The 23,656-nt window shown below is 42.5% G+C and carries 20 protein-coding genes and 1 pseudogene; 3 read left to right on the top strand and 18 right to left on the bottom strand.

Annotated features, from left to right (window positions below; all coding sequences use genetic code 11):
- The first annotated feature begins 30 nt into the window (after positions 1-30).
- Positions 31-1,692 (top strand): glycoside hydrolase family 13 protein, encoded by a 1,662-nt coding sequence (locus GN277_RS07650; protein WP_159750561.1) that lies wholly within the window; start codon positions 31-33, stop codon positions 1,690-1,692.
- A gap of 128 nt (positions 1,693-1,820) precedes the next feature.
- Positions 1,821-3,033 (top strand): annotated as a pseudogene (locus tag GN277_RS07645) (IS256 family transposase).
- A gap of 360 nt (positions 3,034-3,393) precedes the next feature.
- Here the strand turns inward: GN277_RS07645 and GN277_RS07640 are convergent.
- The 8 genes from GN277_RS07640 to GN277_RS07605 form a co-directional block, all read right to left on the bottom strand.
- Positions 3,394-5,094, bottom strand: a complete 1,701-nt coding sequence (locus GN277_RS07640; RefSeq protein WP_159750560.1) for an AAA family ATPase — start codon at positions 5,092-5,094, stop codon at positions 3,394-3,396.
- Positions 5,095-5,231: 137 nt separating this feature from the next.
- Positions 5,232-6,791 (bottom strand): alpha-amylase family glycosyl hydrolase, encoded by a 1,560-nt coding sequence (locus GN277_RS07635; RefSeq protein WP_159750559.1) that lies wholly within the window; start codon positions 6,789-6,791, stop codon positions 5,232-5,234.
- An 85-nt stretch (positions 6,792-6,876) separates the two neighbouring features.
- Positions 6,877-7,977, bottom strand: coding sequence for an ABC transporter ATP-binding protein (locus GN277_RS07630; RefSeq protein ID WP_159750558.1), 1,101 nt, complete (start codon positions 7,975-7,977; stop codon positions 6,877-6,879).
- Positions 7,978-8,037: 60 nt separating this feature from the next.
- On the bottom strand, positions 8,038-8,781 hold the full coding sequence (locus tag GN277_RS07625) for a YesL family protein (RefSeq protein ID WP_159750557.1): 744 nt from the start codon (positions 8,779-8,781) through the stop codon (positions 8,038-8,040).
- Between the two features lie 25 nt (positions 8,782-8,806).
- Positions 8,807-9,667: a carbohydrate ABC transporter permease gene (locus GN277_RS07620; RefSeq protein ID WP_159750556.1), complete on the bottom strand. Its 861-nt coding sequence runs from the start codon at positions 9,665-9,667 to the stop codon at positions 8,807-8,809.
- Positions 9,667-10,731 (bottom strand): carbohydrate ABC transporter permease, encoded by a 1,065-nt coding sequence (locus GN277_RS07615; protein ID WP_159750555.1) that lies wholly within the window; start codon positions 10,729-10,731, stop codon positions 9,667-9,669. Before GN277_RS07615 ends, GN277_RS07620 begins: the two co-directional genes overlap by 1 nt.
- Positions 10,732-10,843: 112 nt before the next feature.
- Positions 10,844-12,163, bottom strand: a complete 1,320-nt coding sequence (locus tag GN277_RS07610) for an ABC transporter substrate-binding protein (protein WP_159750554.1) — start codon at positions 12,161-12,163, stop codon at positions 10,844-10,846.
- A 362-nt stretch (positions 12,164-12,525) separates the two neighbouring features.
- Positions 12,526-13,581, bottom strand: coding sequence for a LacI family DNA-binding transcriptional regulator (locus tag GN277_RS07605; RefSeq protein WP_159750553.1), 1,056 nt, complete (start codon positions 13,579-13,581; stop codon positions 12,526-12,528).
- 442 nt (positions 13,582-14,023) lie between these two features.
- On the opposite strand from GN277_RS07605, the gene malQ reads away from it, so the two are divergent.
- A complete protein-coding gene (malQ, locus tag GN277_RS07600; RefSeq protein ID WP_159750552.1) occupies positions 14,024-15,514 on the top strand; it encodes a 4-alpha-glucanotransferase in 1,491 nt (496 codons plus the stop codon).
- Here malQ and GN277_RS31170 read toward each other — a convergent pair.
- The 10 genes from GN277_RS31170 to GN277_RS07550 all read right to left on the bottom strand — a co-directional run bounded on the left by GN277_RS31170 (position 15,511) and on the right by GN277_RS07550 (position 23,644).
- Positions 15,511-15,843 carry a hypothetical protein gene (locus GN277_RS31170; RefSeq protein WP_322101250.1) on the bottom strand — a complete coding sequence of 111 codons (333 nt, stop codon included), beginning with the start codon at positions 15,841-15,843 and terminating at the stop codon, positions 15,511-15,513. The genes malQ and GN277_RS31170 overlap by 4 nt on opposite strands.
- Positions 15,844-15,916: 73 nt before the next feature.
- Positions 15,917-16,087, bottom strand: a complete 171-nt coding sequence (locus GN277_RS07590) for a hypothetical protein (protein WP_159750551.1) — start codon at positions 16,085-16,087, stop codon at positions 15,917-15,919.
- The gene (locus tag GN277_RS07585) at positions 16,084-16,545 is read right to left on the bottom strand and encodes an Rpn family recombination-promoting nuclease/putative transposase (protein WP_244324633.1); all 462 of its coding nucleotides are present in this window, start codon (positions 16,543-16,545) and stop codon (positions 16,084-16,086) included. The genes GN277_RS07590 and GN277_RS07585 overlap by 4 nt, the downstream gene beginning before the upstream one ends.
- Before the next feature lie 378 nt (positions 16,546-16,923).
- Entirely contained in the window at positions 16,924-18,120 is a 1,197-nt protein-coding gene (locus GN277_RS07580; RefSeq protein ID WP_159750549.1) for a tyrosine-type recombinase/integrase, read from the bottom strand.
- Positions 18,107-18,262, bottom strand: coding sequence for a hypothetical protein (locus GN277_RS07575; protein ID WP_159750548.1), 156 nt, complete (start codon positions 18,260-18,262; stop codon positions 18,107-18,109). The genes GN277_RS07580 and GN277_RS07575 overlap by 14 nt, the downstream gene beginning before the upstream one ends.
- Before the next feature lie 60 nt (positions 18,263-18,322).
- Complete coding sequence (locus tag GN277_RS07570; protein ID WP_159750547.1) at positions 18,323-18,508, bottom strand: DUF6462 family protein; 186 nt, start codon at positions 18,506-18,508, stop codon at positions 18,323-18,325.
- A gap of 207 nt (positions 18,509-18,715) precedes the next feature.
- Positions 18,716-19,573 (bottom strand): hypothetical protein, encoded by an 858-nt coding sequence (locus GN277_RS07565; RefSeq protein WP_159750546.1) that lies wholly within the window; start codon positions 19,571-19,573, stop codon positions 18,716-18,718.
- A 595-nt stretch (positions 19,574-20,168) separates the two neighbouring features.
- Positions 20,169-20,696 carry a tetratricopeptide repeat protein gene (locus GN277_RS07560; protein WP_159750545.1) on the bottom strand — a complete coding sequence of 176 codons (528 nt, stop codon included), beginning with the start codon at positions 20,694-20,696 and terminating at the stop codon, positions 20,169-20,171.
- The gene (locus GN277_RS07555; protein ID WP_159750544.1) at positions 20,689-22,500 is read right to left on the bottom strand and encodes a tetratricopeptide repeat protein; all 1,812 of its coding nucleotides are present in this window, start codon (positions 22,498-22,500) and stop codon (positions 20,689-20,691) included. The genes GN277_RS07560 and GN277_RS07555 overlap by 8 nt, the downstream gene beginning before the upstream one ends.
- A gap of 10 nt (positions 22,501-22,510) precedes the next feature.
- Positions 22,511-23,644 carry a hypothetical protein gene (locus GN277_RS07550; RefSeq protein ID WP_159750543.1) on the bottom strand — a complete coding sequence of 378 codons (1,134 nt, stop codon included), beginning with the start codon at positions 23,642-23,644 and terminating at the stop codon, positions 22,511-22,513.
- Between the last annotated feature and the right edge of the window lie 12 nt (positions 23,645-23,656).

Genomic DNA, 23,656 nt, shown 5'->3' with positions numbered 1-23,656 from the left:
AAAATATAAATGCTAGAAAGGAATGAGCTTATGAACAAAACATGGTGGAAAGAGGCTGTAATCTATCAGATTTACCCTCGCAGTTTTATGGACAGCAACGGAGACGGAATCGGAGATATCAAGGGAATCACCAGCCGTCTGGATTATTTGAAATACTTAGGGGTCGATGTGCTCTGGCTCTCCCCCATCTACCAATCGCCAAACGACGACAACGGCTATGATATCAGCGATTACCAGGCAATCATGGACGAATTCGGAACCATGGAGGATTTCGACGAGATGCTCTTGGAAGCCCACAAGAGGGGGCTTCGGGTGGTCATGGACCTGGTGGTAAACCACACCTCCGACGAGCATAAGTGGTTTATGGAAAGCCGTAAGTCAAAGGATAACGAATACCGTGATTACTACATCTGGCGGGAAGGAAAAGACGCCCAGACGCCTCCTAATAACTGGGGCTCATGCTTTAGCGGCTCTGCATGGCAGTATGACGAGCAGACAGCCATGTATTACCTGCACTTGTTTTCCAAGAAGCAGCCGGATTTGAACTGGGATAACGAGACGGTACGCAAGGAGGTCTTTGACATGATGACCTGGTGGTGCGACAAGGGCATTGACGGATTCCGTATGGACGTTATCAGCATGATTTCCAAGACCAAAGAGATACCTGACGGTCCGGTAACGGAATTCTACGGCGACTACTCTCCTTACTGTATACACGGTCCCAATGTCCACAGATACCTAAAGGAGATGAACGAAAAGGTACTGTCCAAATATGATATCATGACCGTGGGCGAGACGCCTGGCGTGACTACAGAAGAAGCCAAAAAGTACGCCGGTGAGGATTCTAATGAGCTTAATATGGTATTCCAGTTTGAACATGTTGATAACCATGGCAAATATGGCAAATGGGACGACAAGAAATGGCAGCTTACCAAGCTTAAAAATATCTTTACCCGCTGGCAGACCGAATTATACGGTCAGGCATGGAACAGTCTGTTCTGGGATAACCACGACCAGCCAAGAGCCGTTTCCCGCTTTGGGGACGACAGGCCAGAATTCAGAGAGGTTTCCGCCAAGATGCTTGCCACCTGCCTTCATATGATGCAAGGTTCTCCCTACATTTACCAGGGAGAAGAACTTGGAATGACCAATTATCCGTTCCAGAAGCCAGAGGAATTCCGCGATATCGAAAGCGTCAATGCTTATCAGGAGTGGTGCTTAAGCGGCGAGGTTTCCCATGAGGAGTTCTGGCCATGTATCATTGCCAGAAGCCGCGACAATGCAAGGACTCCTGTACAGTGGGATGCTTCAGACCAGGCCGGCTTCACCACAGGAACGCCGTGGATTGCCGTGAATCCTAATTACACGGAGATTAACGCTAAGGCTGAGACGGCTGATCCCAACTCTGTGTTCCATTATTACAAGAAGCTCATTGCATTGCGCAAAGAGAATCCCATTATGGTGTACGGCAAATATGAGCCTCTTATGGAGGACAGCGAGGAATTATTCGTCTACACCAGGACTCTTGATGATCAAAAGCTGCTGACGGTCTGCAACTTTACAGACCAAGAGATTGCATTTACCATACCGGAGGAATTCGTCGGTAAATCCTGCTTAATTGCCAATATGGAAAATGACTATGGCAAAAAGGAGATTACGTTAAGACCTTACGAGGCGTTTGTACTAATCTAAGCACGTTTTAATTAATAAGAAGGAAGGCAAGAAAGGTAGTGTAGAATAATTTGTGTCTTTGGAAAAAAATACCTCTTTTTTGGTAAGAATCAAGATATGACAATTCTTATCGAAAAGGAGGATTTTTTATGCCAGCAACAAAAGAACAGATTCGACAGATTATTGCAGATAACAACCTAAACAGCGTAGCTGATGTCTACAGCCTGCTCAGAGACAGCTTCAAGGATATCCTTCAGGAACTCATGGAGGCAGAATTGGATGCGTCTCTCGGTTATGAAAAGAATCAGAAAAGAGAGGCTCCTACATCCAATAAGAGAAATGGACATACCCCTAAAACATTGAAGAGCAGTATGGTGAGTTCCAGATCGATGTCCCAAGGGACAGGGAAGGGGAATTTGAGCCAAAACTGATCCCAAAATACCAGCGGGATATTTCCGGGATAGAGGAAAAAGTGATATCCCTCTACGCAAGGGGCATGAGCACAAGAGACATCCATGACCAGATACAAGATCTTTACGGGATGGAACTGTCAGCAGAAATGGTCAGCAAGATCACAGACAGGGTCCTGCCGGAAATAAAGGAATGGCAGTCACGTCCGTTGAATCCGATCTATCCTTTTGTGTTCATGGACTGCATCCATTACAAGGTCAGGGAGGATGGGCGCATCTTAAGCCGGGCGGCTTATATCGTGCTGGGCATCACAGCAGATGGTTACAAAGATATCCTGAGCATCACAGTAGGAGCTAATGAAACGAGCAAGTTCTGGCTGGGCATGTTAAATGATCTGAAAAACCGCGGTGTACAGGATGTACTGTTCTTCTGCGTGGACGGGCTTCCCGGTTTTAAGGAAGCGATAGGGGCAGTCTATCCGGATGCCCAGATCCAGAGGTGTGTCATCCATATGCTACGCAATTCTTTCAAATATGTCAATTACAGTGACCTGAAGAAATTTTCCTCAGATTTCAAGGCAGTATATAATGCCCCCAATGAAACATCTGCTCTTTCAGAACTGGAAAAGATCAAAGAAAAGTGGGGAAGGAAATACCCCTATGCGATAAGTAACTGGGAGAATAACTGGGAAGACATCAGTTCCTTCTTTCAGTTTTCAGATGATATCCGGCGTATCATGTATACTACAAATATCATAGAAGGACTGAACCGCCAGTATCGGAAAGTGACAAAGACAAAGAGTGTATTCCCCAGCGACAGCGCGTTGGAAAAGATGCTTTATCTTGCCAGTGGAAATGTGATCAAAAATGGACACAGCGTTACAGAAACTGGGACCAGGTGCTGAACCAGCTGATCGTCCTGTACGGGGAGAGGCTTACCCGGTACCTGTAAAATGAAAAGCCGGAACGACATATCGCATCAAAACGTTCCGGCCTTATTTCATCGGCATTAGCAGTATTGCCAGAAATTCCCGGTCTTATTCCGGAGGCCGGGTGTGGGCAGAGCCCACGGAAAGAGTTTCTGCTGCTAATGTCTGATTGGTGTGCCAAAAAATCAATAAATATGTATAAAACCTGACTATCTGGTAATACTATTATCATAAAAAGAATTCGACAACATAAAAGTAATGATATTCGACAGCAGATTTCTACATATCTGATTCCTACCAGTAAAGATTATTTCTCCAAAGACACAAGATTATTTACAGTCTCGCAAGAAATCATATCCCCCGCCTTCCTTCTTATTAATCTGTCATAGCTGCTCTCCAATCAACACTTTATTCCCGCAAAAAGCAAAGCCATACTTACGTATATGCTCTTTTGTAATCCCTCTGGCAAGCAAACCTGCGTCATATTTCATATCCTCAATCTGCTTAAGGGCAGCCTCAACCGTATCTTCCAGGTTCTTCTCTTTTTTGGGCTGAAATACCTTAAATTCTAAAATTATGGCGTCGTCCTTTGGATTTAACGGCTCTAACAATACGTCATATCTCCCAAAGCCGCTTTCACGATTAGATGTCAGCACATACCTTCCCCTCAGTTCTACCATAAGTCCCAGTACAAAGCCATGATAAAACCTTTCCGGCTCTTTTCTTGAAGGATTCTTTCCAGTATCAAAATAACTGAATACGCTCTGTGACACGCCGTTCATATAATCATTCATCGCGTCAATATCTCCCAAAAGTAAAGCCTTGATAAAATCATTATAATCCGAATCAACACAGCTAAACCATCTGCGTATCATATTCCGAAACATGACCTTTACTTCAAAATTCGTAAGCTTAAGGGTATATTCTTTCTTCCAGCCCCCGTATTCATCTGTGACTGTCTCATATTGACTTACTTTTAAATATCCGCTTGCCAGAAGAAGCCCCCATATTGCCTGTTCATCCTGCCCTAACTGCTCATAAATAATCTGTTCATCTATTTCTGCGACAAGCTTACCTCCCTCCAACAAATGCTCAAACGTTCGCTTAATATCTGAGTTACTTTCCCTCAGAAGTTTCCCTACCAGGCTGTTGGAGCTAGTATTTACCCAATACAACCCTTCCTCCTTCTTATCCAGATAGTTGATGATTGACCACGGATTATAAATATCCGGTATTCTGCCAAAAGTAAAACCGTCATACCACTGTTTTACTTCCTTTATTCTATGAGATAATCCAAACTCCTCCAACGCCGCAAAAACTTCTCCTTCTGTAAATCCAAAGGCATCTTCATATTTATTAGAAGTCGTCGTAACCACTTCAAGGTTATTCAAATCCGAAAAAACAGATTCTTTACTGACTCTCGTAATTCCGGTCATAACTGCACGTTCCAGATATGGATTCGTCTTAAAGGCAGAATGAAATAAACTTCTAATAAACCCCGTCATTTCATCCCAATATCCATTCACGTATGCTTCCTGCATGGGAGTATCATACTCATCCAGAAGAAGAAGAACCTTCTTTTCGTAATACCGTGATAGAAAATCTGAAAGCGTTCTCAAGGAAACGGAGGCTGTACTGTCTGACATATCTGTGGAAACTTGCTCATAATACTGTGTTTCCTTTTCATTCAGCAAATTTTGCTTTAGAAGGAAATCGTATTTATTATACTGTTCTTCTACAATTCTACAAATGCTTTTTCTGGCTTCTACAAAAGAATTCTCTTTTATTCCGGCAAAGCTTATAAATATCACCGGATATGTTCCCTGCAATTTCCTATATTTAATGTCTTTCCAAACAGACAATCCTTCAAACAGATCTCCCCTGTCTGCATACTTAACAGAAAAGAATTGTTCCAGCATACTCATATTCAAGGTTTTACCGAATCTTCTTGGACGGGTAATCAATGTGACCTCATCGTCCGATTCCCACCATTCCTTGATAAAATGAGTTTTGTCGATATAAAAGTTATTTTTTAACCTAATTTTTTCAAAATTCTGATGCCCGATTCCAACCGTCCTGGCCAAATACTCACTCCCTTCCCATTTTCCCTGCTTTTATATTTATTATATCCTGAAACCAACACTGATTCAATTAGATAATTTTCAAAAAAACCGCCGACACACTCTCATTTTGTGTATCAGCGGTTTTCCTTTGTCCTAATCTATTTCACTTCTCTCACAAACACAGCCGTTGCCGCCGGAACCATAATCTTTCCGTCTTTTTGCTCAATATCTCCGCCATTCTGGTAGAGCACCTCTCCTAATTTTCCGTCATATGCAAAATCTGCCGCCTTCCCTGACGGATTAACCACAATCAGCACAGACTCTTCGTCATTATACCTTCTGTATGCTAATGGATAAGCATTTTCCTCGCAATACAAAAATTCAATCTTCGCCTCGCTCTGGAGCACCTTTACCGACTGACGGACGCTAATCAGCTTCTTCACCTCATGATAAATGGAATTAGAATCCTCCATCTGCTTCTTAGCTGTGGGGCGGTTCTCATCCGGATCAATAGGAATGTACAGTTCATCCACCTTCGCCTCAGAGAAGCCTGCATTCAAACCGTCGTCCCATTGCATTGGAGAACGGGACCCTGTCCGGATATAGCCACCCTCCACAGACACCACATCCGCCAGATACTTCATTCCGAGCTCATCTCCATAATAGATAAACGGCGCGCCTGGCAATGACAGGATAAATGCAAATACAAGCTTCACTTCCTCCTCGTCCAGCCACTTGGTAAGCCTCTCCATATCGTGATTACCGGAAGGCATACAGATCATGCCCTTACCGTTGGTCGGCTCATAGCATTTCTTATAGTAATCAATAAACGCCTTCGCATTGCCTGTACCCTTGCGTGAAAAGTACGGATTATCTGCATGATACAGCTCTGTATAATGACTCGGTCCGAAATGCAGCATAAAATCCATATGATATCCTGACCGCAGACTCCGATCTGGCTGTCCCCACTCTGATATCATGGCTGCCTCCGGAAACTCCTTATCCAGAAAATCTCTGAAATCTCTCCAAAGGGCGATAGTCCCCTCCTGGTCTGGGTCATTCTTTACCAGAGAGCCAGCCATGTCCACACGGAACCCGTCGCATCCCATCTTAAGCCAGAAGCGCATCACATCCTTAATTGCCTCACGGGTGCTAAGCGCATCCTCGGAATCCATAGGCTGCTGCCAGCTTGGATTCTCAACCTTATAACAACCATAATTCAGACAAGGCTGGTGAGCATAGAAATTCACCGCCACACAGCCGTTGCGCTGGCTCATACCCCGCAGAAATCCGCGGATATTCTCGTCCCCTTCAAACTCTGTCCAGGCGTCGTCTGTCCAGACATAACGTCCGGAATAAGGATTCTTCTCTGGCTTTAAGGATTCCTTGAACCACTCGTGGTCCCAGGAGGTATGACCAGGAACCAGGTCAAGCAATACATGCATATCACGCTTATGCGCCTCGTCAAACAACCGTTTTAAATCAGCATTCGTTCCGTAGCGGGGAGCCACCTTCATATAATCTGACACGTCATATCCTGCATCCAGAAACGGCGACTCAAAACAAGGATTCAGCCAGATAGCATTACATCCAAGCTCTGCGATATAATCCAGATGGTCGATAATTCCCTGCATATCTCCGATTCCGTCCGCATTGGTATCCGCAAAGGACTGGGGATAAATCTCATAAAATACTGCATTTTTTAACCATTCTACCATGTTTATTTTTTCCTTTCCTTAATAACATTTTCTTTGTAAAGACAAGCGGTTCGGGATTTACCCCCGAACCACTGTCCATTGCTATTTAGTGGCAGATTGCCTTTTCCGTATCCTTATCGAAGAAATGAGCCTTATCCATATTAGCTGCAATCTTCGCCGGACCTTTTGGAAGGGGTTCCTCCGATGAAGAAATCTTCATGGTAACCGGTATGTCATCCACAGACAGATGTAAGTGGTAATCTGCGCCCATCAATTCGCTGAAATTCATCTCTGCCTCCAGCGTATTATCCTTTGTCATCTTCTCTTTCGGAAGGAAATCTTCGATACGAAGTCCCATCACAACCGATTTTCCAACATAAGGAGTCATCGCCTCCTTCTTGAAATCCGGTATCGCAAGCTGATTTCCCTTCACAACTGAGTAGAGCTTACCGCCCTCCTGCTTAATCTCTGCGTCCATAAAGTTCATCTGCGGACTGCCGATGAAGCCGGCCACAAACAGGTTATCCGGCGTATCATAAAGCACCTGTGGAGTATCAAACTGCTGAACGATTCCCTCCTTCATGACAACAATACGGTCGCCCATGGTCATTGCCTCTGTCTGGTCATGAGTTACATACACAAAGGTAATATTAAGCCTCTGATGCAGCTTGGCAATCTCTGTCCTCATAGTAGCACGAAGCTTGGCGTCTAGGTTGGACAAAGGCTCGTCAAGAAGGAATACAGCGGGGTTACGAACCATAGCCCTGCCAAGGGCAACTCTCTGCCGCTGACCGCCGGACAACTCCTTCGGCTTACGGCTCAAAAGATGCTCTAAGTCAAGAATCTTCGCCGCTTCATGTACACGGCGGTCAATCTCGGCTTTGTCCTCTTTGCGGAGATTTAAGCCGAAAGAAATATTTTTATACACATTCATATGAGGATAAAGGGCATAGTTCTGGAATACCATCGCTATATCACGGTCCTTAGGCGGAACCTTATTAACGAGCCGATCCCCAATATATACCTCACCCTCTGTAATGGACTCAAGCCCTGCAATCATACGCAGAGTGGTGGACTTCCCACATCCCGACGGACCTACCAGAATAATGAATTCCTTATCCTTAATCTCCAGATTCAGATTCGGGACAACCGGAGATGTCGCTCCATCATAGGTCTTTGTTACATTTTTAAAACTGATTGAAGCCATAATCATTCTCCTCCAAGTTATAATGCTCAACTTTAGTCTGCTTTAGAAATCTGCCTGATACTAACGCCATCCGTTCTTCTTGGCTTTAGGCGCTTTCCCATAGCGTGATTTCTCTATACGGTGTTCTTCATCAATGAACAACGCCTCACTTGGCGCCTCATGGACTGCCTCTAACTTTTCAGGATCAATCATCTGAAAAGCCTTCTTAAAGAAAATACTATTCAGATATGCAATGATACCGAATCCCAACGTTCCCCACAAGAACACGGCTAAACTTACACCGTTGGGATTCATGAAGAACGAAAGATAGACTGCTCCTGCAACCAGCAGAATACTTAAGACCGTCCACGGTAACGCGGCGACGCTAAGCAGCCATGCATTTTTCAATGTATTTTTAATACTGTTTCTGTATCGCGCCTGTAAAGGGAACAGATACTGAAACCCAAACAGGAAGATAAGGCACATCATAAAGAAGCTGACTCTGTATACCCGTCCCACCGTACCTGTCATACTCACCACAATGAAGTAGTAGATACCCAGGAATACAAACGTCAAAAGGCAAAGAAGCCACAGCACAGTCCCCTGCCGGAAATTCTGCTTAAATGCATTCCAGAACTGCTTCGCCATAATATCATCCTCGTCCTCATCCCAGATTGCCTGCATGCAGGCAAACAATGCCGACAACGCTGCACCGATGGTAAACAGCGGCAGGGAAAACAGGCAGAACAACACATTGCACAGGAAGATATTCGCTAATTTCCCAAGATTGTACATCAATGGACCATTCATATCAAACAAATTCATAGCAGACTCCTCCAATACGAAATATTTACTTGATAGCGCCTTCCACCATTCCGTTCATGATCTGTTTCTGGGCAACCAGGAAAATGACAATCATCGGAACGATAGCCAGAAGCGCAGCCGTCAGAATCAGATCCCACTGTTTTACGTAGGAGCCTACAAACGCCTGTACCGCAACCGGAAGGGTCTTCACCTTACCGTTCTGTCCAAGCATCAGCGATGGCAGCAGGTAGTCATTCCAAATCCACATACCATTTAAGATCGTAACAGTGGTAATAACCGGCGTCAGCAGCGGGAAAATAATCCGGAAAAACGTCCCTTCCGGAGAACAGCCGTCAATAGCTGCGGCTTCTTCCAGCTCATAAGGGATACCCTTGATAAAACCGGTCAGAATAAATACGGTCATAGCGCCGCCGAATCCACAGTACGCGAACACGATACCTGGAATAGACTGCAGCATAGAGATACCGATAAACTCACTCACATCACGGAATGTAGAAATCAAAGGCAGCATGACAACCTGGAAAGGTATGATCATGGATGCGATAAATACCATATAAATGGCTGTAGACCATTTGGTCTTATTCCGGCAGATGACCCACGCAGCCATACCGCCAAACAATGCCAGCAGCACCAGGGAAAACACAGTAATCACTACAGAAGTACCGAAGGCATACCAGAAGTTAAAATTCGAGTTATTGACTACAGCGGAAATATTGGCCATCAACTGTGAAAAACTGATTCCGCTGATTCCTACCGGATTAGCCACAATTCCATTGGCATTCTTAAATGTATTTAATACAACCAGATAAAATGGAAACAGAGTATAAATTGCAACAATCGAACCAAGAATCGTGAAAATAATTTTGTTGGATTTTTTCATTCTCATTACAACTCTACCTCCTTGCTGTTGGATATCCGTACCTGAATAATGGATACGGTTGCCAGGATGATGAAGAACAGAACGGCTTTTGCCTGGCCAAGTGCATAACTGTTCTTCGTAATTGCAGTATTGTAGATATTCAGAGCAAGCATCTGTGTACCATTGGTCAGGTAGTTCCCCATAAAGTCTGCTACAGAGCCCGTACCATTGGTCAACGCCATATTTACATCAAACTGCTTGAACGCTGACGTCAGTGTCAGGAACGTACAGATGGTAATCGTAGATGCAATCATCGGAATTTTAATCCGAAACAGGGTTGTCAGTGCATTGGCGCCATCAATCTGGGACGCCTCAAGAACATCCTTCGGAACCGTTGTAAGACCGGTCACGTAAATGAGCATGATATATCCTGCATACTGCCAGATATATACAACTACGATAGCAGCAAACGCTGTCTTTGTGTTGGACAATACAGAGTTCATCATTCCCCACTTAGAGGTAATCTGAATGAGCACGTTATTGAATACAAACTGCCAAATATAACCCAGTACGATACCTCCAATCAGATTCGGCAGGAAATAAGACGCCCGAAAGAAATTAATCCCCCGCATCTTTGATGTACAGAGCAGCGCAAGCATAAAGCCAATCACATTAATCAGCACCATGTTAAAAATAACGAACAAAAATGTAAGCAGCACAGACCATATAAATGCCGGATCTTTGAACATCGTCGTATAATTGGCAAATCCTACTACTCCCGTCAGACGAATCCCGTTCCAGTCTGTGAAGGAGTATATAATACCCAGCCCCAGCGGGATTAAGACCGTTACGGCAAATGAAAATAATAATGGGAATAAGAATATAAAGTTAATGATACTGCGGTGATGTTCAACCGTTGGGAAAAAATACAGTCCTGCCAGGAATAAAATTGCCCCAATCACCAGCAAAGGGCCTCTGTAAGTCGCACTACTGCCGCTGAAATCTAAGACCAGTGCAAACACCATGCCCGCAATTCCTGCCGCCAGAAAAACAAAGGACAACAGTTTTGTATTTTTTGAGTTCTCAGCCATTGTTACAGCTCCTCTCTCTCATATTTTATAGAAAACAAAAAGGACGGCAGCAAGCTACTGCCGTCCACCCCTTGAACAGTGGTCTAATCTCAAGAATAAAACCCTTGAACAATTAGTTCGCATAGCAAGCCTCTGTAACCTGCTGTATTGTCTTTACGAAACCTTCCGTATCCAGACTGCCTGCCGCATAATCAGCAAATACCTGACCTGTATAGTTCATTGCATAGCCTTCCTTTAAGTCAAGCCAGTGCCAGGAGGATGTCTTCTCTTCAGCAATGTAATCTACCATAGCCTGTGCAAACGGGTCAGCCGCAACATAAGTACAGGACTTGAATGGGCTGATAAATCCAGCTTCCTCAACCAGAATCTTCTGAGCTGTGTCTTCTGACATCCACTGTAAGAATGCCTTGGAAGCATCTACATTACCCTCAGAATAGATGGACCACCAGGAAGGTGAATTTGTAAGGATTGTATCAATACCATCCTGGAATGCATATGGGATCATGCCAACTTCAAAATTGCCTGCCGCATCATAAGCATCCTTATCATCTGACGTCATAGTAGCCCCAATCCAAGAACCCTGTGTCACGAAAGCGTATTTACCAGATGCAAAATTCAGAATCTGCTGATCATATGTACCGGAAACCAACAGAGCCGGATCAGAATACTCATTGAGAACACCTACATACTCTGCGAAATCAGTCAGACGTTCTTCATCAAACTTTCCACCGTCGTTTAACAAATCAATGTAAGTTGTATCATCGCGGTCAAGACCTGCATCCAGATAATTGGCGAATAAATGCTGGCCTGTGGACCAGTAGAGGTTGGTAGGCTCTGCACAGTAGCCTACAACTGCCGTAATTCCAAGCTCATCCTTCTTGGAATCCATCTCCTTGAATGCTGCTTCCAGTTTTTCAGTATTCGTTAAAGTTGTCGGATCAATATTGGCTTTCTCTAAGATATCCTTATTATATGCAAGTCCTATACCTTCGACTGTATACGGATATCCTACGACTCCTTCTCCCTCCACGGTATATGCATTATCCGTATCAGACGCCCATTTCTCATCGCTCATATCTACAAGCATTCCGGACCAGTTCGCAAATTCCGGTGCGAGGCCATTTACAAAGATATCCGGCATATTGCCAGCCTGGTAGTAACCCTTGATCGTACCCTGGATATCAACGCCGCCTCCCATAGACTCGATCTCAACCGTAACGCCGGTTTCTTCCTTGTACATCTCAGCCAGCTTTTTCAGAGTTCCGTCAATCTCAATCTTACCGTTGACCAGACGGATTGTCTTGCCGTCTGACTTGGAGGAAGAACCGCCTGATGAACCGCCGTCTTTGGAATCTCCACCTGATGACCCACATGCTGCTAAGCCTAATACCATTGTCGCTGCCAAAAATGCTGCAATAACTTTCCTTTTCATTTTGTCCTCCACAATTTGATTATTTTTGTTATAACAAATGAACTTTCTTTCCTACCTTTTGCGCATAAGGTATCTTGTCTCATATATTAGCACTAAATATTTAAACTAGCAATACCTTTTACGCATAAGTTTTAAATTTTCGTATATAATACGAAAATTTATATAAAATATACAAAATATTATATTTGTTTTTGTTCATTATCACAATACATTTCCTTATGCGAAAAAGGTCGAATTTTGTCCAAAATCACCACTTTACTTTAAATTCTACTATAACAGCATTTTCCATTGGGATATAACAAAAAGAGGACCTATCCCTCAAATTGGATACATCCTCTGACTCTACAGCAAAACCGCTGCTGCTATTCTGTTTTCATCTCTATATGTTCATGGCTTCCATAAGAGGAAATCGTCTTCACACTGTCTCTGACCACAATCTCGACTGGCAGCTTCACATCCCACTTAGGCTGATCCTCCTCCTGAATCATCTTAAGCAGCGTATCCACCGCAAGACATCCCTTCTGGGTGATATTCTGCCGAACTGTAGTAAGCGCCGGACGAACAATCCTGGCTAAGAGAACGTCGTCAAAGCCTGTAAACGACAAATCCTCCGGAATCCGCACTCCTCTGTCGCTGAAATAGCTCATCAAAACCACTGCATGGTAATCCGAGCAGCACATAAACGCCGTATAATTTCTGGACAGGTAATAAAGCTCCTCAAGGCTTGACTCCCTCTCCATCATTCCTGACCGGATGATCAGCAAATCCTTTTCATCCGCTTTCAGTCCATACTTAGCCATAGCCTTCTGATGCCCCACATAACGGGTATAATCCACACCTTCCATGTTATCCGCCAGAAATGCAATCCTGCGGTGTCCTTTCTCCAAGAGGTAGCTGGTCATCTCAAAAGCCCCTCTCTCATCCTCCAGCCCTACATTCACGTAATTCATAATATCCCTGGGGGCGTAACTGTCTATCAGAACCACTGGCTTCTTGTACCTGCTCTTAATCCTCACGAAATCGTCGTGAAGAATGCCAAGCAGCAACAGCCCGTCTACGTTCCACGTCAGGATATTGCGGATTAACTCCGTAAGATCATTGGACGTATAAATCATCATATAGTATCCCCTGCTTCGGATCTCAGCCTCTATCGCACCAATCAATTCGCTGAAAAAGGGATCAGCCAGAATATTATCATACTGCTCCTTCCGACTCTTTAATGCAACGCCAATAATCTTAGAGCAATTCTGGGTCAAAGTCCTTGCGCTGTTGTTTGGAACATAATCATATTCTTCCAAAAGCTTCTCCACTCTCTCCACCGTCTTCTGCGATACCTCGCTCGTCTTTCCATGGATCACATTCGATACAGTCGTTGTACTCGTACCTAACATGTCGGCCATATCTTTGATCGTTATCATCTTACACCTCCGTAACGATTCCATTAAAGGTACGCCCAGCCGGTGTCCATACGCCGCTCCATGAAAACATGACCCAGCACCAAACTGCCGTCCGGGACTTTTTAACACACTATTCTCTGTCACAAATTCCTGCCAAATCTGCTGATATGTCTGCACGTCAATGCAATTTATTATATCATATATTTAAAACTACAACAAGTTTTAGCAATGCATAAACATCCTTTCTATTTGTGTACATTTTGCACAAATTTTTATTTTTTTCTCTAATAATGATACTAAATATCAAATACAGATTGCGTTTTGTCACAAAAAGAGGTACATTTATATTATATATGAGGCGCAGACCCTTGCGTCGGATTTTTTGGACTATTTTCGGAATAAATCCTATTTAGAGATTATATTAGAGATTAATTTCGGATACAAAATTAGGAGGTAACATTTTATGAAACGAAAAGCAGGGATTCTTCTCCCCATTACCAGCCTGCCGTCACGCTATGGTATCGGCTGTTTTTCTCAGAGTGCATATGATTTTATTGACTGGCTTAAGGATGCCGGACAGTCCTACTGGCAGATTCTTCCTCTGGGGCCTACGAGCTACGGGGATTCCCCCTACCAGTCTTTTTCTACCTTTGCCGGCAACCCCTATTTCATCAGCCTGGAGGCTCTAGTTCATGAAGGCGTTCTCCACCAAGAGGAATGTGACGCCGTTGATTTCGGAGATCAGGCTGACACTGTTGACTATGAAAAGATATATAAAAACCGCTACACGCTGCTCTACAAAGCCTATCAAAGAAGCTGGATTACAGAGAACCATGACTATCAGCATTTTGTAAGAAAGAATAAATGGTGGCTCTCGGACTATGCACTGTTCATGGCAATCAAAGAGCAGTACAACAACGTTTCCTGGGAACAGTGGCCCGAAGATATCCGGCTGCGTGAGAGTGCCGCCATGGAGGAATACTATAAGGAGCTGTACCCCTATGTGGAATTCCACCAGTATCTACAGTTCAAGTTCTATGAACAGTGGAGCACATTGAAAGACTATGCCAACCAGAAGGGAATCAGGCTAATCGGAGATATCCCAATCTATGTAGCGATGGACAGCGCCGATACATGGGCACATCCTGAGCTGTTCCAGTTAGATGAGAAGAATGTACCCCTTGCTGTAGCAGGCTGCCCGCCGGATGGCTTCTCTGCCACAGGTCAGCTCTGGGGAAATCCTCTCTACCGCTGGGATTACCACAGGGAGACGAATTATAAATGGTGGATTTCCCGCCTTACCTATTGTTTCCAGTTGTACGATATCCTGCGGATTGATCATTTCCGAGGGTTTGACGAATATTACTCTATCCCTTACGGGGAGGATTCGGCTGTAAACGGTCATTGGGAGAAAGGACCTGGTATTGAATTATTCCAGTGCATGGAGCAGCATCTGGGGCATCATGACGTAATCGCTGAAGATCTGGGATATGTGACGGATTCCGTCCGCTGGCTGGTTCACGAAAGCGGTTTTCCGGGAATGAAGGTGTTAGAGTTCGCATTTGACTCCAGGGATTCTGGTTCCGCCAATGACTACCTTCCCCATAATTATGTGGAGAATAGCGTAGCTTACACAGGAACCCACGACAACGAAACTCTTGTGGGCTGGCTGGATTCTATTAAGAAGGAAGAATTGGAGGCCGCAAGGGACTATATGTGCGACCACCATACCCCCAAGGACCTGCTGTATAAGTCCTTTATCTCTATGGTAATGCGAAGCAATGCCAGGACCTGTATCATTCCGCTTCAGGATTATATGGGGCTTGACAATAGCTGCCGTATGAACCAGCCTTCTACTGTCGGAAAAAATTGGAGATGGAGGCTTACAGAAGCAGATCTGTCTAAAGAACTTAAAGAGGAAATCTTTTCGATTACAAGACGGTATGGACGTTAGGAAACAAGCTTGATTGTCTTGCTTAAATACCGAAAGCCCGTCAAGGCTAACCCCCTTGACGGGCTTTCGGTATTTGGATGGCGCCTTTTACCAAATATGGCGTACTTCACAATGATTAATTTCAAAGGCGAATTCAAAGCCTTTGTATCCTCAATCTGCCCAGCCACAATATCCAGCCCCTCTAACCCATTTTCATCAATCTTCACAGGAGCAATAACTTCATCCGTAACCACAGGGGCATTGACCACATTGATTCCTCTATCCGGTATCTCTCTGTCATATCGTTCCCTCCCACTCCCTTGTTGCAGACGCAGTCTGCTCTGCCTCATAGCGGACAAATATTCGCACATTTAAAAACGCTATCAGACATACTTCGATAGCGTTAAAAATAACTATAAAAAACTATATGACAAACATTTTTCTTGTATTTTCGACTTCTTCTACGCTACAACCAAGTTTCAAGGCTATCTGCTCATTTGCCAAATTAGGATTTTTCTTTACCATCTGAAAAATCTTCCCTGATAAAATAATTCCTTTCTGTATTCCTTGCTGCATGGCCTCCTGCTGTTTCACCTGGATATCTTCATAAATGCGTCTAACAAAGATAATATCTGTTCTAATGGCTGTTCCTTCTCTCCATTATAAAATGTATAAAACTCTGGGGTTGGTATCTTAACCAATGTGGTCCTATAGCGTGCCTTACGATCGACCAACTGCTCATATGCCCTTCCCATATACATCAAACAACGCAGACACATGTTCTTATTCACCGTACTTTGATGTTCCCCAAAGACAAGCACCTGCCCATTCACCTCAAAGGAAATGTCATTTTTGAAATTTTTATATAGGACATCATCAATCTTCACCTTCCGCACCAGAGCCTCATCCTCATACTCCGTGTCATGTAATGCATTATATAAACTCAGCAGATTCTTCTTTGCCGTTTCATCCTGATAAAAGAGGTCAACAAAGACACTGCCCTTATGCTCTCGGTTCTCCTTCTCCATTGCCTGTTTCTGTAATTCGGACATGAAAATCACCTCTCTCCACATTTCTACTATATATCAAATTCTTTCTAAAAATACAACTTCTGTTTTAACACAGAAATCCAAGTAAATTCCAAGTTTGGAAAAGTCTGGTACCCGCCCTCCGGCGACATAAAATATCTCCTCTACAGACAGCGAAAGACCGCTGCCCACAAGGGATAGCGGTCTTCGTTGTTATTATAGTAGTTAAAGGAATGAGAGTTGCCAAGGTACTTTCTTTTATAAGCTTAAATGGTGCAGAAAGTCCATAAAATAAGGGTTTCCAAGGTATCCGTTGATTACGGAAAGCTACTATATTCCAATAAGAGTTTGGTAAAAGTTTGGTACTAATTTAGTATAGAGAGAAGCTCTATCCTTATTCTCTCATCCTAATTTCCGGTATAACTGATTCAATTTCTCCATTTCTGACCATGCTTTTTCCCCGGTAACATGGGTATATAAGTCCATGGTAACAGCGATAGAAGCGTGTCCAAGATAATACTGCACAGTTTTCACGTCAATCCCGGCCTCAAAACACCTTGTTGCAAATGTGTGACGCAGAGAATGCGGATAAAAATGTTCCATTAATTCCGGTTTTTTACCTTCTGATTCTGCTTGTTTTCTCCTGTCCTTATTAATGGCTTCCCTTATTCTCTCTAAATCGTTTAAAAAATCATTGCTTCTTCTGGGATTCCCTGTAATGGTTAAAAATACCAGATTTTCAAATTCCGGCTTCACGTTCCATCTCTTTTCCCGCATTTTCATTTCCGTAATCTGCCATTTCTGACGCTGCAGAGCTTTATATACATCATCCTGCATGGGTATCGTGCGGATACCGCTTTTTGTTTTCGGCACTTGGAACTTGAAAACATATTTCTTCGTCTGCTTATCCCGAACGTATACCAGAGTCCTATTGACATGAATTTCCCGATTCTTAAAGTCAATATCTTTCCACATGAGCCCCTGCAGTTCTCCTGCACGCATACCGGTGCCAAGCGCCACTCTTACAAGCTGCTCACAGAGACGGCCTCTGGAATATTTAACCACAAGCTGCTGTTCTTCTATCGTCAGCACACGCCTTTTACGTTCCTTTGTCTTGGGCAAAACAACTGCATCACATGGATTTCTATATAGAATGTCATTCTGTACTGCCAATTTGAACATACTGTGAAGGATATTATAAGTGTCTGCGATGGTCTTTGTGCTGTAATCTGCGGCTGCCATCTGGTTCAAATGACGCTGTATCATAATCGGCTTAAATTGCGCTATTTTCTTCTGCCCCATCTTTGACTTGATATACATCCTATAATAATCTTCATACCGAACCCTTGTACTTTCCTTGATTGTCTCGCTTTTATAGTCATACAACCATGTCTCAAACCATGCGTTCAGCGACATGTTATCGCCCTTTCCTTTTAAACCATGTTCCACCTCGTAACGCAGCTCCGCAAGGTCTTTTTCCAGTTTCTTGACATTCTTTCCATATATTGTATAAGATTCCCCTTGATACTGGAACCTTCCTTCAAATAATCCATTCGTTTTCAAGTAAATCCCCTTGGGCAGAACTCTAGCATTCGCCATATGTATCCTTTTCTTTCGCCAGTTTGCTATCTTCAATCAGCGCCATAATTTCTTCATGACGCTTTAGAAACTCAGTACTCCCTACACCCAGTTCTTTCATCTCGTTCTCTACTAAAGCCTCCATATTTAACTTTTCTTTCATTCCATAATACCTCTTTAACTTACCGATATTCTTGGAGAGGCATAAGTCTCTCCAAGCTGGCTACTGCTGGTCGCACCATGCGTCGAATTTTATTCGGTCAATCAAAAGGCGACGACCAAACCGGAATACCGCACCGGATTCTTTTGCCAACTGCGTTGCTCGGCTCCTTCCTAAACTTGTGTATACCTGAAATTCTCCAATATCGAGCAGCCTTTTCTCATTTAGTGCAATGTGTTCTATTTCCACAGTTTCTAAATTACTCGCTCTCTCATTTACACTATTGGACCTCTCCTCCTGCCGCTCATATGAATCACTTTATAATAATACTATCCAACTGAATTATATTACCTTTACATAGCCGTTGGCATACGCATTACTGATTCATCAAAACTTTTCCGCCTATGCACCCTTTTTTATTAACCCAGATCCATCTTGGGTATAAACATTCTATATTTACACGGCGTCAAATATTTTCATGATTTTTTCTTTATCATAGAACGCTGCTCTGCCGTCATATAAGTGATACATGCCAGAATCTTCCCCCAGCCCTGCGATATCCTCCGGCGAAGTAAAGCAAGGTTCTTTGTGAATTACATTAATACCCAGCTTACGAAATAAATACATGATAAACTGGGAACAGAACATTCTGTATCCATTCGTTTCCTCTCGTTTTCCCAAAACATAATTAATCAATCCGGCATAATTGTATTCTGTCTGTCTCTGATATTTCATCATTGCAGATATTTCCTGCAAAAGCTGTTTATATTTCTCTGACGTTATTATCATACAGCTTACATGGATATCATAATCATTTTTCTTATAGCTATGTATTTTTTCACAGGTAAATCCGCCTGATAATTTATCCTGCCCGATCTGCGGTGAGAAGGAATACAGGTTCGTCAGCCCTTCATTTAATGAAACCGCCACATGATAGTAATTTGAATTTGTGTATGTCATGATCGCCCTTGCAAAATCTGTACGGGCAGACGATGTAAATACAAAATAGACCTTTTTGCTTTCTGCTATAAGTTTCCTGAGAGTTTCTTTCTGATACAGATCACTGCCTTTTAATGCATCTTCATAATAACAACATTCCTTCCGTTTCTGCAGTTCCTTCTCTCTGTTCTTCCAATCCGCTTTAATAGAGCTAAAAATTTCTTCAATGATACTATATTCTTTTGCTCCATCAATTCTTATAATCCGAAGAATCTCTTCTTTAAGTGATTCTAAATCTTTGAGCAAATACCCGGAATCTTCTTTGCGAGATTCCAACTCATCCTCTTTTATATTGCACTTTTTCTGATTCATCATTTCGTACTTGCTACCTCTGTTTTCCGAATAAATATATAATAATCTACAAGTAAAACATCCTATATCAAATACTGCCTGCCGAATCCTTATCCATTCCTGTCTTTCACCCCTTCCTATTTTTGCCGGTTCTGGCAGCCTATTCGTTCCATTTGAGTTAATAACTGCCAGTCTCCGGTAAGTTTCAGACTCTGCTTCTCATTAATCTTCTTCCGCTATAATCTCCGCCAATTTGATTCCGCATCTGATAACGAATATTGCAATCTCAATTCCCTTCATCATTCGTCCCTCCTTTCATAAAATCAGCAATCTCACTGATTGATTTACTAATGTTCCTTACCGTAGTGATAATTTTCCAGATATGTTATCCCTCCTTCTGAATATAACAAATGGCAGGAAGATGATTTCCTCCTGCCACTTCTATGAATGGTTTCATGATAATAATATATAACTGAGCCTTGTTGCTTTTGCTATCCAGCGACATTTTGTATCCCTTTTCAATATACCCTCAATCATTTTCTCCAGTTTCTATACTACTTTCCTATATTTACTTCTAACATTTTCCCCTTTCTCCTCACCGATCTTCATGTCATCGCCTTTAATAAATTAATTTTCCTTCTTCGTTTATATTAGGATTTTTCAGAGCAGCTAAATGAATAAAATCTACCTCTGCTCCCTGAAGTCCCATCTGCCGAGCGTATCCATTATATTCCAGGGCTTTATCAATATCTACTTCCGTCCCTTTCCCTTTTTCATAGCATTTGTATAATTCACCAGAAGCTAGATAAAACCCCTCTCTGAAAGCTTCAACCAACAATTCAAATGCCTTCTTTTCATCGCTTTCTACACCTATCCCCTCAAGATAAAACTTCGCAACTTCATATTTTGCTTTTGACATCCCTGCCTCTGCACATTTTTCAAAACAACTGAGGGCTTTTTCACAATTTCTCGCTATTTGCGGCTCTCCTGCCAAATACAAATATCCTAATTGAAAAGCAGCTTCTATATGTCCTTCATCTGCAGCTTTCTCAAAATATATCATAGCATCTCTTAAATTGTAGCTATTCGATGTCATCAAGCATCTATGTCCATTTCTATAATCTTCTTCTCCTTTTGTACTAACCATTTTTCGACTCCTCCTTTATGTGAATACCATAAGATTCCGACAATTTTTTCCTAGCATCTTCACTTCCGTTCTCTGCAGCCTTTCTATACCACTTTACTGCTTCATATTCATCTTTTACTAATCCTCCTCTCCCATTAGCATAATAACCTGCCAAATTGCATTGTGCCGATCCATCTCCTTGCTCTACAGCCTTTCTATACCACTTTACTGCTTCATATTCGTCTTTTTCCACTCCTACTCCATCAGAATAACATGTTCCCAAATTATTTTGTCCAGTTGCATCTCCTTGTTCTGCGGCTTTTTTATCCCATCTCACAGCTTCATACCCATTCTTCTCTACTCCTACTCCCAACTTATTACATAGCCCCCAGTTCGCCTGTCCTCTTGCATATCCTCTGTCTGCGGCTTTTTTATACCACTGTGCAGCTTCTCCTTCATCCTTCTTTGTACAGCTTTTTCCATAAACATAACAAGTTCCCAAAAGATTCATTGCTTCGCAACAGCCGCCATCTGCTGATTTCATATAATAATCAAGAGCTGACTCATAATCTACAGGCACTCCATATCCACCTGCAAACATTTCTCCAATTATTCTTTGCGCAAAAATATCTCCCGTCTGTGCCAGATTTAATATTTCTTCCTTTATCTCCTTATATCTCTGCTGCCTTTCTTCTTTTTCTACCTCCATTCTATTTACCCACATATATGCCGCCAGTACATCTCCATTTTTTTCACCCTCACAAAAGTATTTTTTTGCTTTCTCTTTGTCGATATATTTTGTCTCATATCCCCCTTCATAATATAATCCAAGGAAATACATCGCACGTCCGTTCCCTCGTCCTGACAGACTTTCAAAGCATTCCAAAGCTTCTTTGTATCTGCACTCTAAAAATAATTTTTCTGCATCCTCCAACATCATTCCATCTTGGATTTGTTCCGCCGGCAACTGTCTGTCCAACATTTCCATTTTACTTGTTACGAAGTCTTGATAAACCTCTTGCGTAGTCACTCTAATATCCGAATCCAGATTTTCATTCCTGATAATTTCCTCTACAACACTCTGCTTATTTTTTAATTTTCTTGCCATATCAGGCAGAAAGTGGTATCCCTCTATCAGTTTGAGAAGCAGTCCCGCCATATAATTATCTCTTATTGACTCCAGTTCAAGATATATTGCTCCGATTGATTCCATTCCAATCTCTGTAAATTCCAATAAATAATCCCCTAACGGCTTCTCTGTATCATCAAGAATCCCCTGCTGCTGCATCCCTCGATATAAAATATCCCGTTTTCTGTCATCAAGAGCTGTACGCTTATCTAATTGGGCCATTATTTTACAGACAGAAATAATAGCGCTTTCGTCAGAATATACGCCTTGTTCTATCTCTGTCACTAAAATATGAAAGTTGTCTATGCTCTCAATTTTCTCGTTCAATTTACTTGCAAATGCTCCTAACATCTGTTTTAACTGCAGATGTTCTGCATACAGTCCATTAATCTGATTTCCCAGGCTCATCATGATCTGATGATCTATACAGTTTTGCTCATAAAGAGCAGTCATGGCTTGTGACATATAGAGATTCATCCTGTCATGGTTTCTCTGTATTTCCTGCTGTGCCATTTTATTTTTACCAGTGAGTGTCCTTGCCATTCTCTGGAACCAGGTTTGTGATTCCAACATATTTACCTTGTTTTCATTGTCATTTAGTAATGCTGTCATACCTGATAAAATCATATTTAATTTCCCGGCAGACTGCTGTGCCAGATAATTCATATCTTCTCTTGATACAATACTCGCCTCCATTATATCCCTCCTAAATTGATACATATATTTTTTCTAAATCCTGATCTATCGTCTTACTCAAACTATTTAATTCTTTATACCTTGCAGCTTGCCCCTGCATATCAGACATATATTTTACATACTGCTCTGCCGAACGCTCTACGGCACGTAAAAAATCATCATATACTTTCTCTATTTCCAGATAATATCTTGCTTCAGACAAAATCTGTCTATACTTTCCTCTCCCAAAGCAAGGTGCAATTACAGAATTGATTACTTTACCAAAAACGAATACCACAGGGATTGATAAAAGTGTTGAAGCGCCTGCCGCAGTAATTGCTGACTGAACCGGAATCATTGCCGCCGTCGTCAGACCTGCAGTTGCTCCTGCTTCGCCTCCTGCACTGAAAATTTCTTTCAAATAATCTTCGTCGGTTATCTCACCCCTTTTCCATTTTCTATAAGAAGAAATCGTCTCAATAGTAATCCCTATCGCTGCTCCCATCACACCAGCCTTAGCCGAAGTCATCGCAACATTTTTTAGATTATAGGATGTATCTGCCCGCCTTGATAATGCCTTTTGAAATCTTGAATCCCTGACATACGCAATCTCTTTTGCATCCATATACTCTTCCGTTACATAACCCCGTTTCTTGGAATATGATACTTTCTCACTATTAGTAACAACAATCGCATCTTTCGGCGTATTATGGAGATTAGGATTATTGCTGCTCAGATATGCCTTATTCTGATAAGTCATCTTCACAGAATTATCCAGGACTCCCGTTTCCGTAATATCAATCCCCGGCTGTGTCGGACAATCCCCAGCTTCAAATATGGATAATATTTTTGCAGGCTTCATACGCTGCTTAGCCATATAGTCCCATTCATAGCCTTTTCCCTGCAATTGAGTATTCAACCATCTGCTTTTATCAACCGCTGCCCTTCGGATCAACTCAGTATTTGATAAATCCTTCGGATAATTAGCTCCCATCCACTTCCAGAATTCAACCTCATTAGCCAGCTGGGCACTCTCTTTAAAAGCCGTCATCACCTCTCCCAAACTTTCTGCCTTCTCTCTTGCGATTAAATTACTTGTATCCTTCATCATGTCTACATATTCATGTCCTTGATATGTACTTATCTCGCAATCCTTACTACTCATTCTCATTCCCTC

The organism is Sporofaciens musculi, assembly GCF_009830285.1.
Classification (GTDB): domain Bacteria; phylum Bacillota; class Clostridia; order Lachnospirales; family Lachnospiraceae; genus Sporofaciens; species Sporofaciens musculi.
This window is presented reverse-complemented; position numbering and strand designations above follow the sequence as displayed.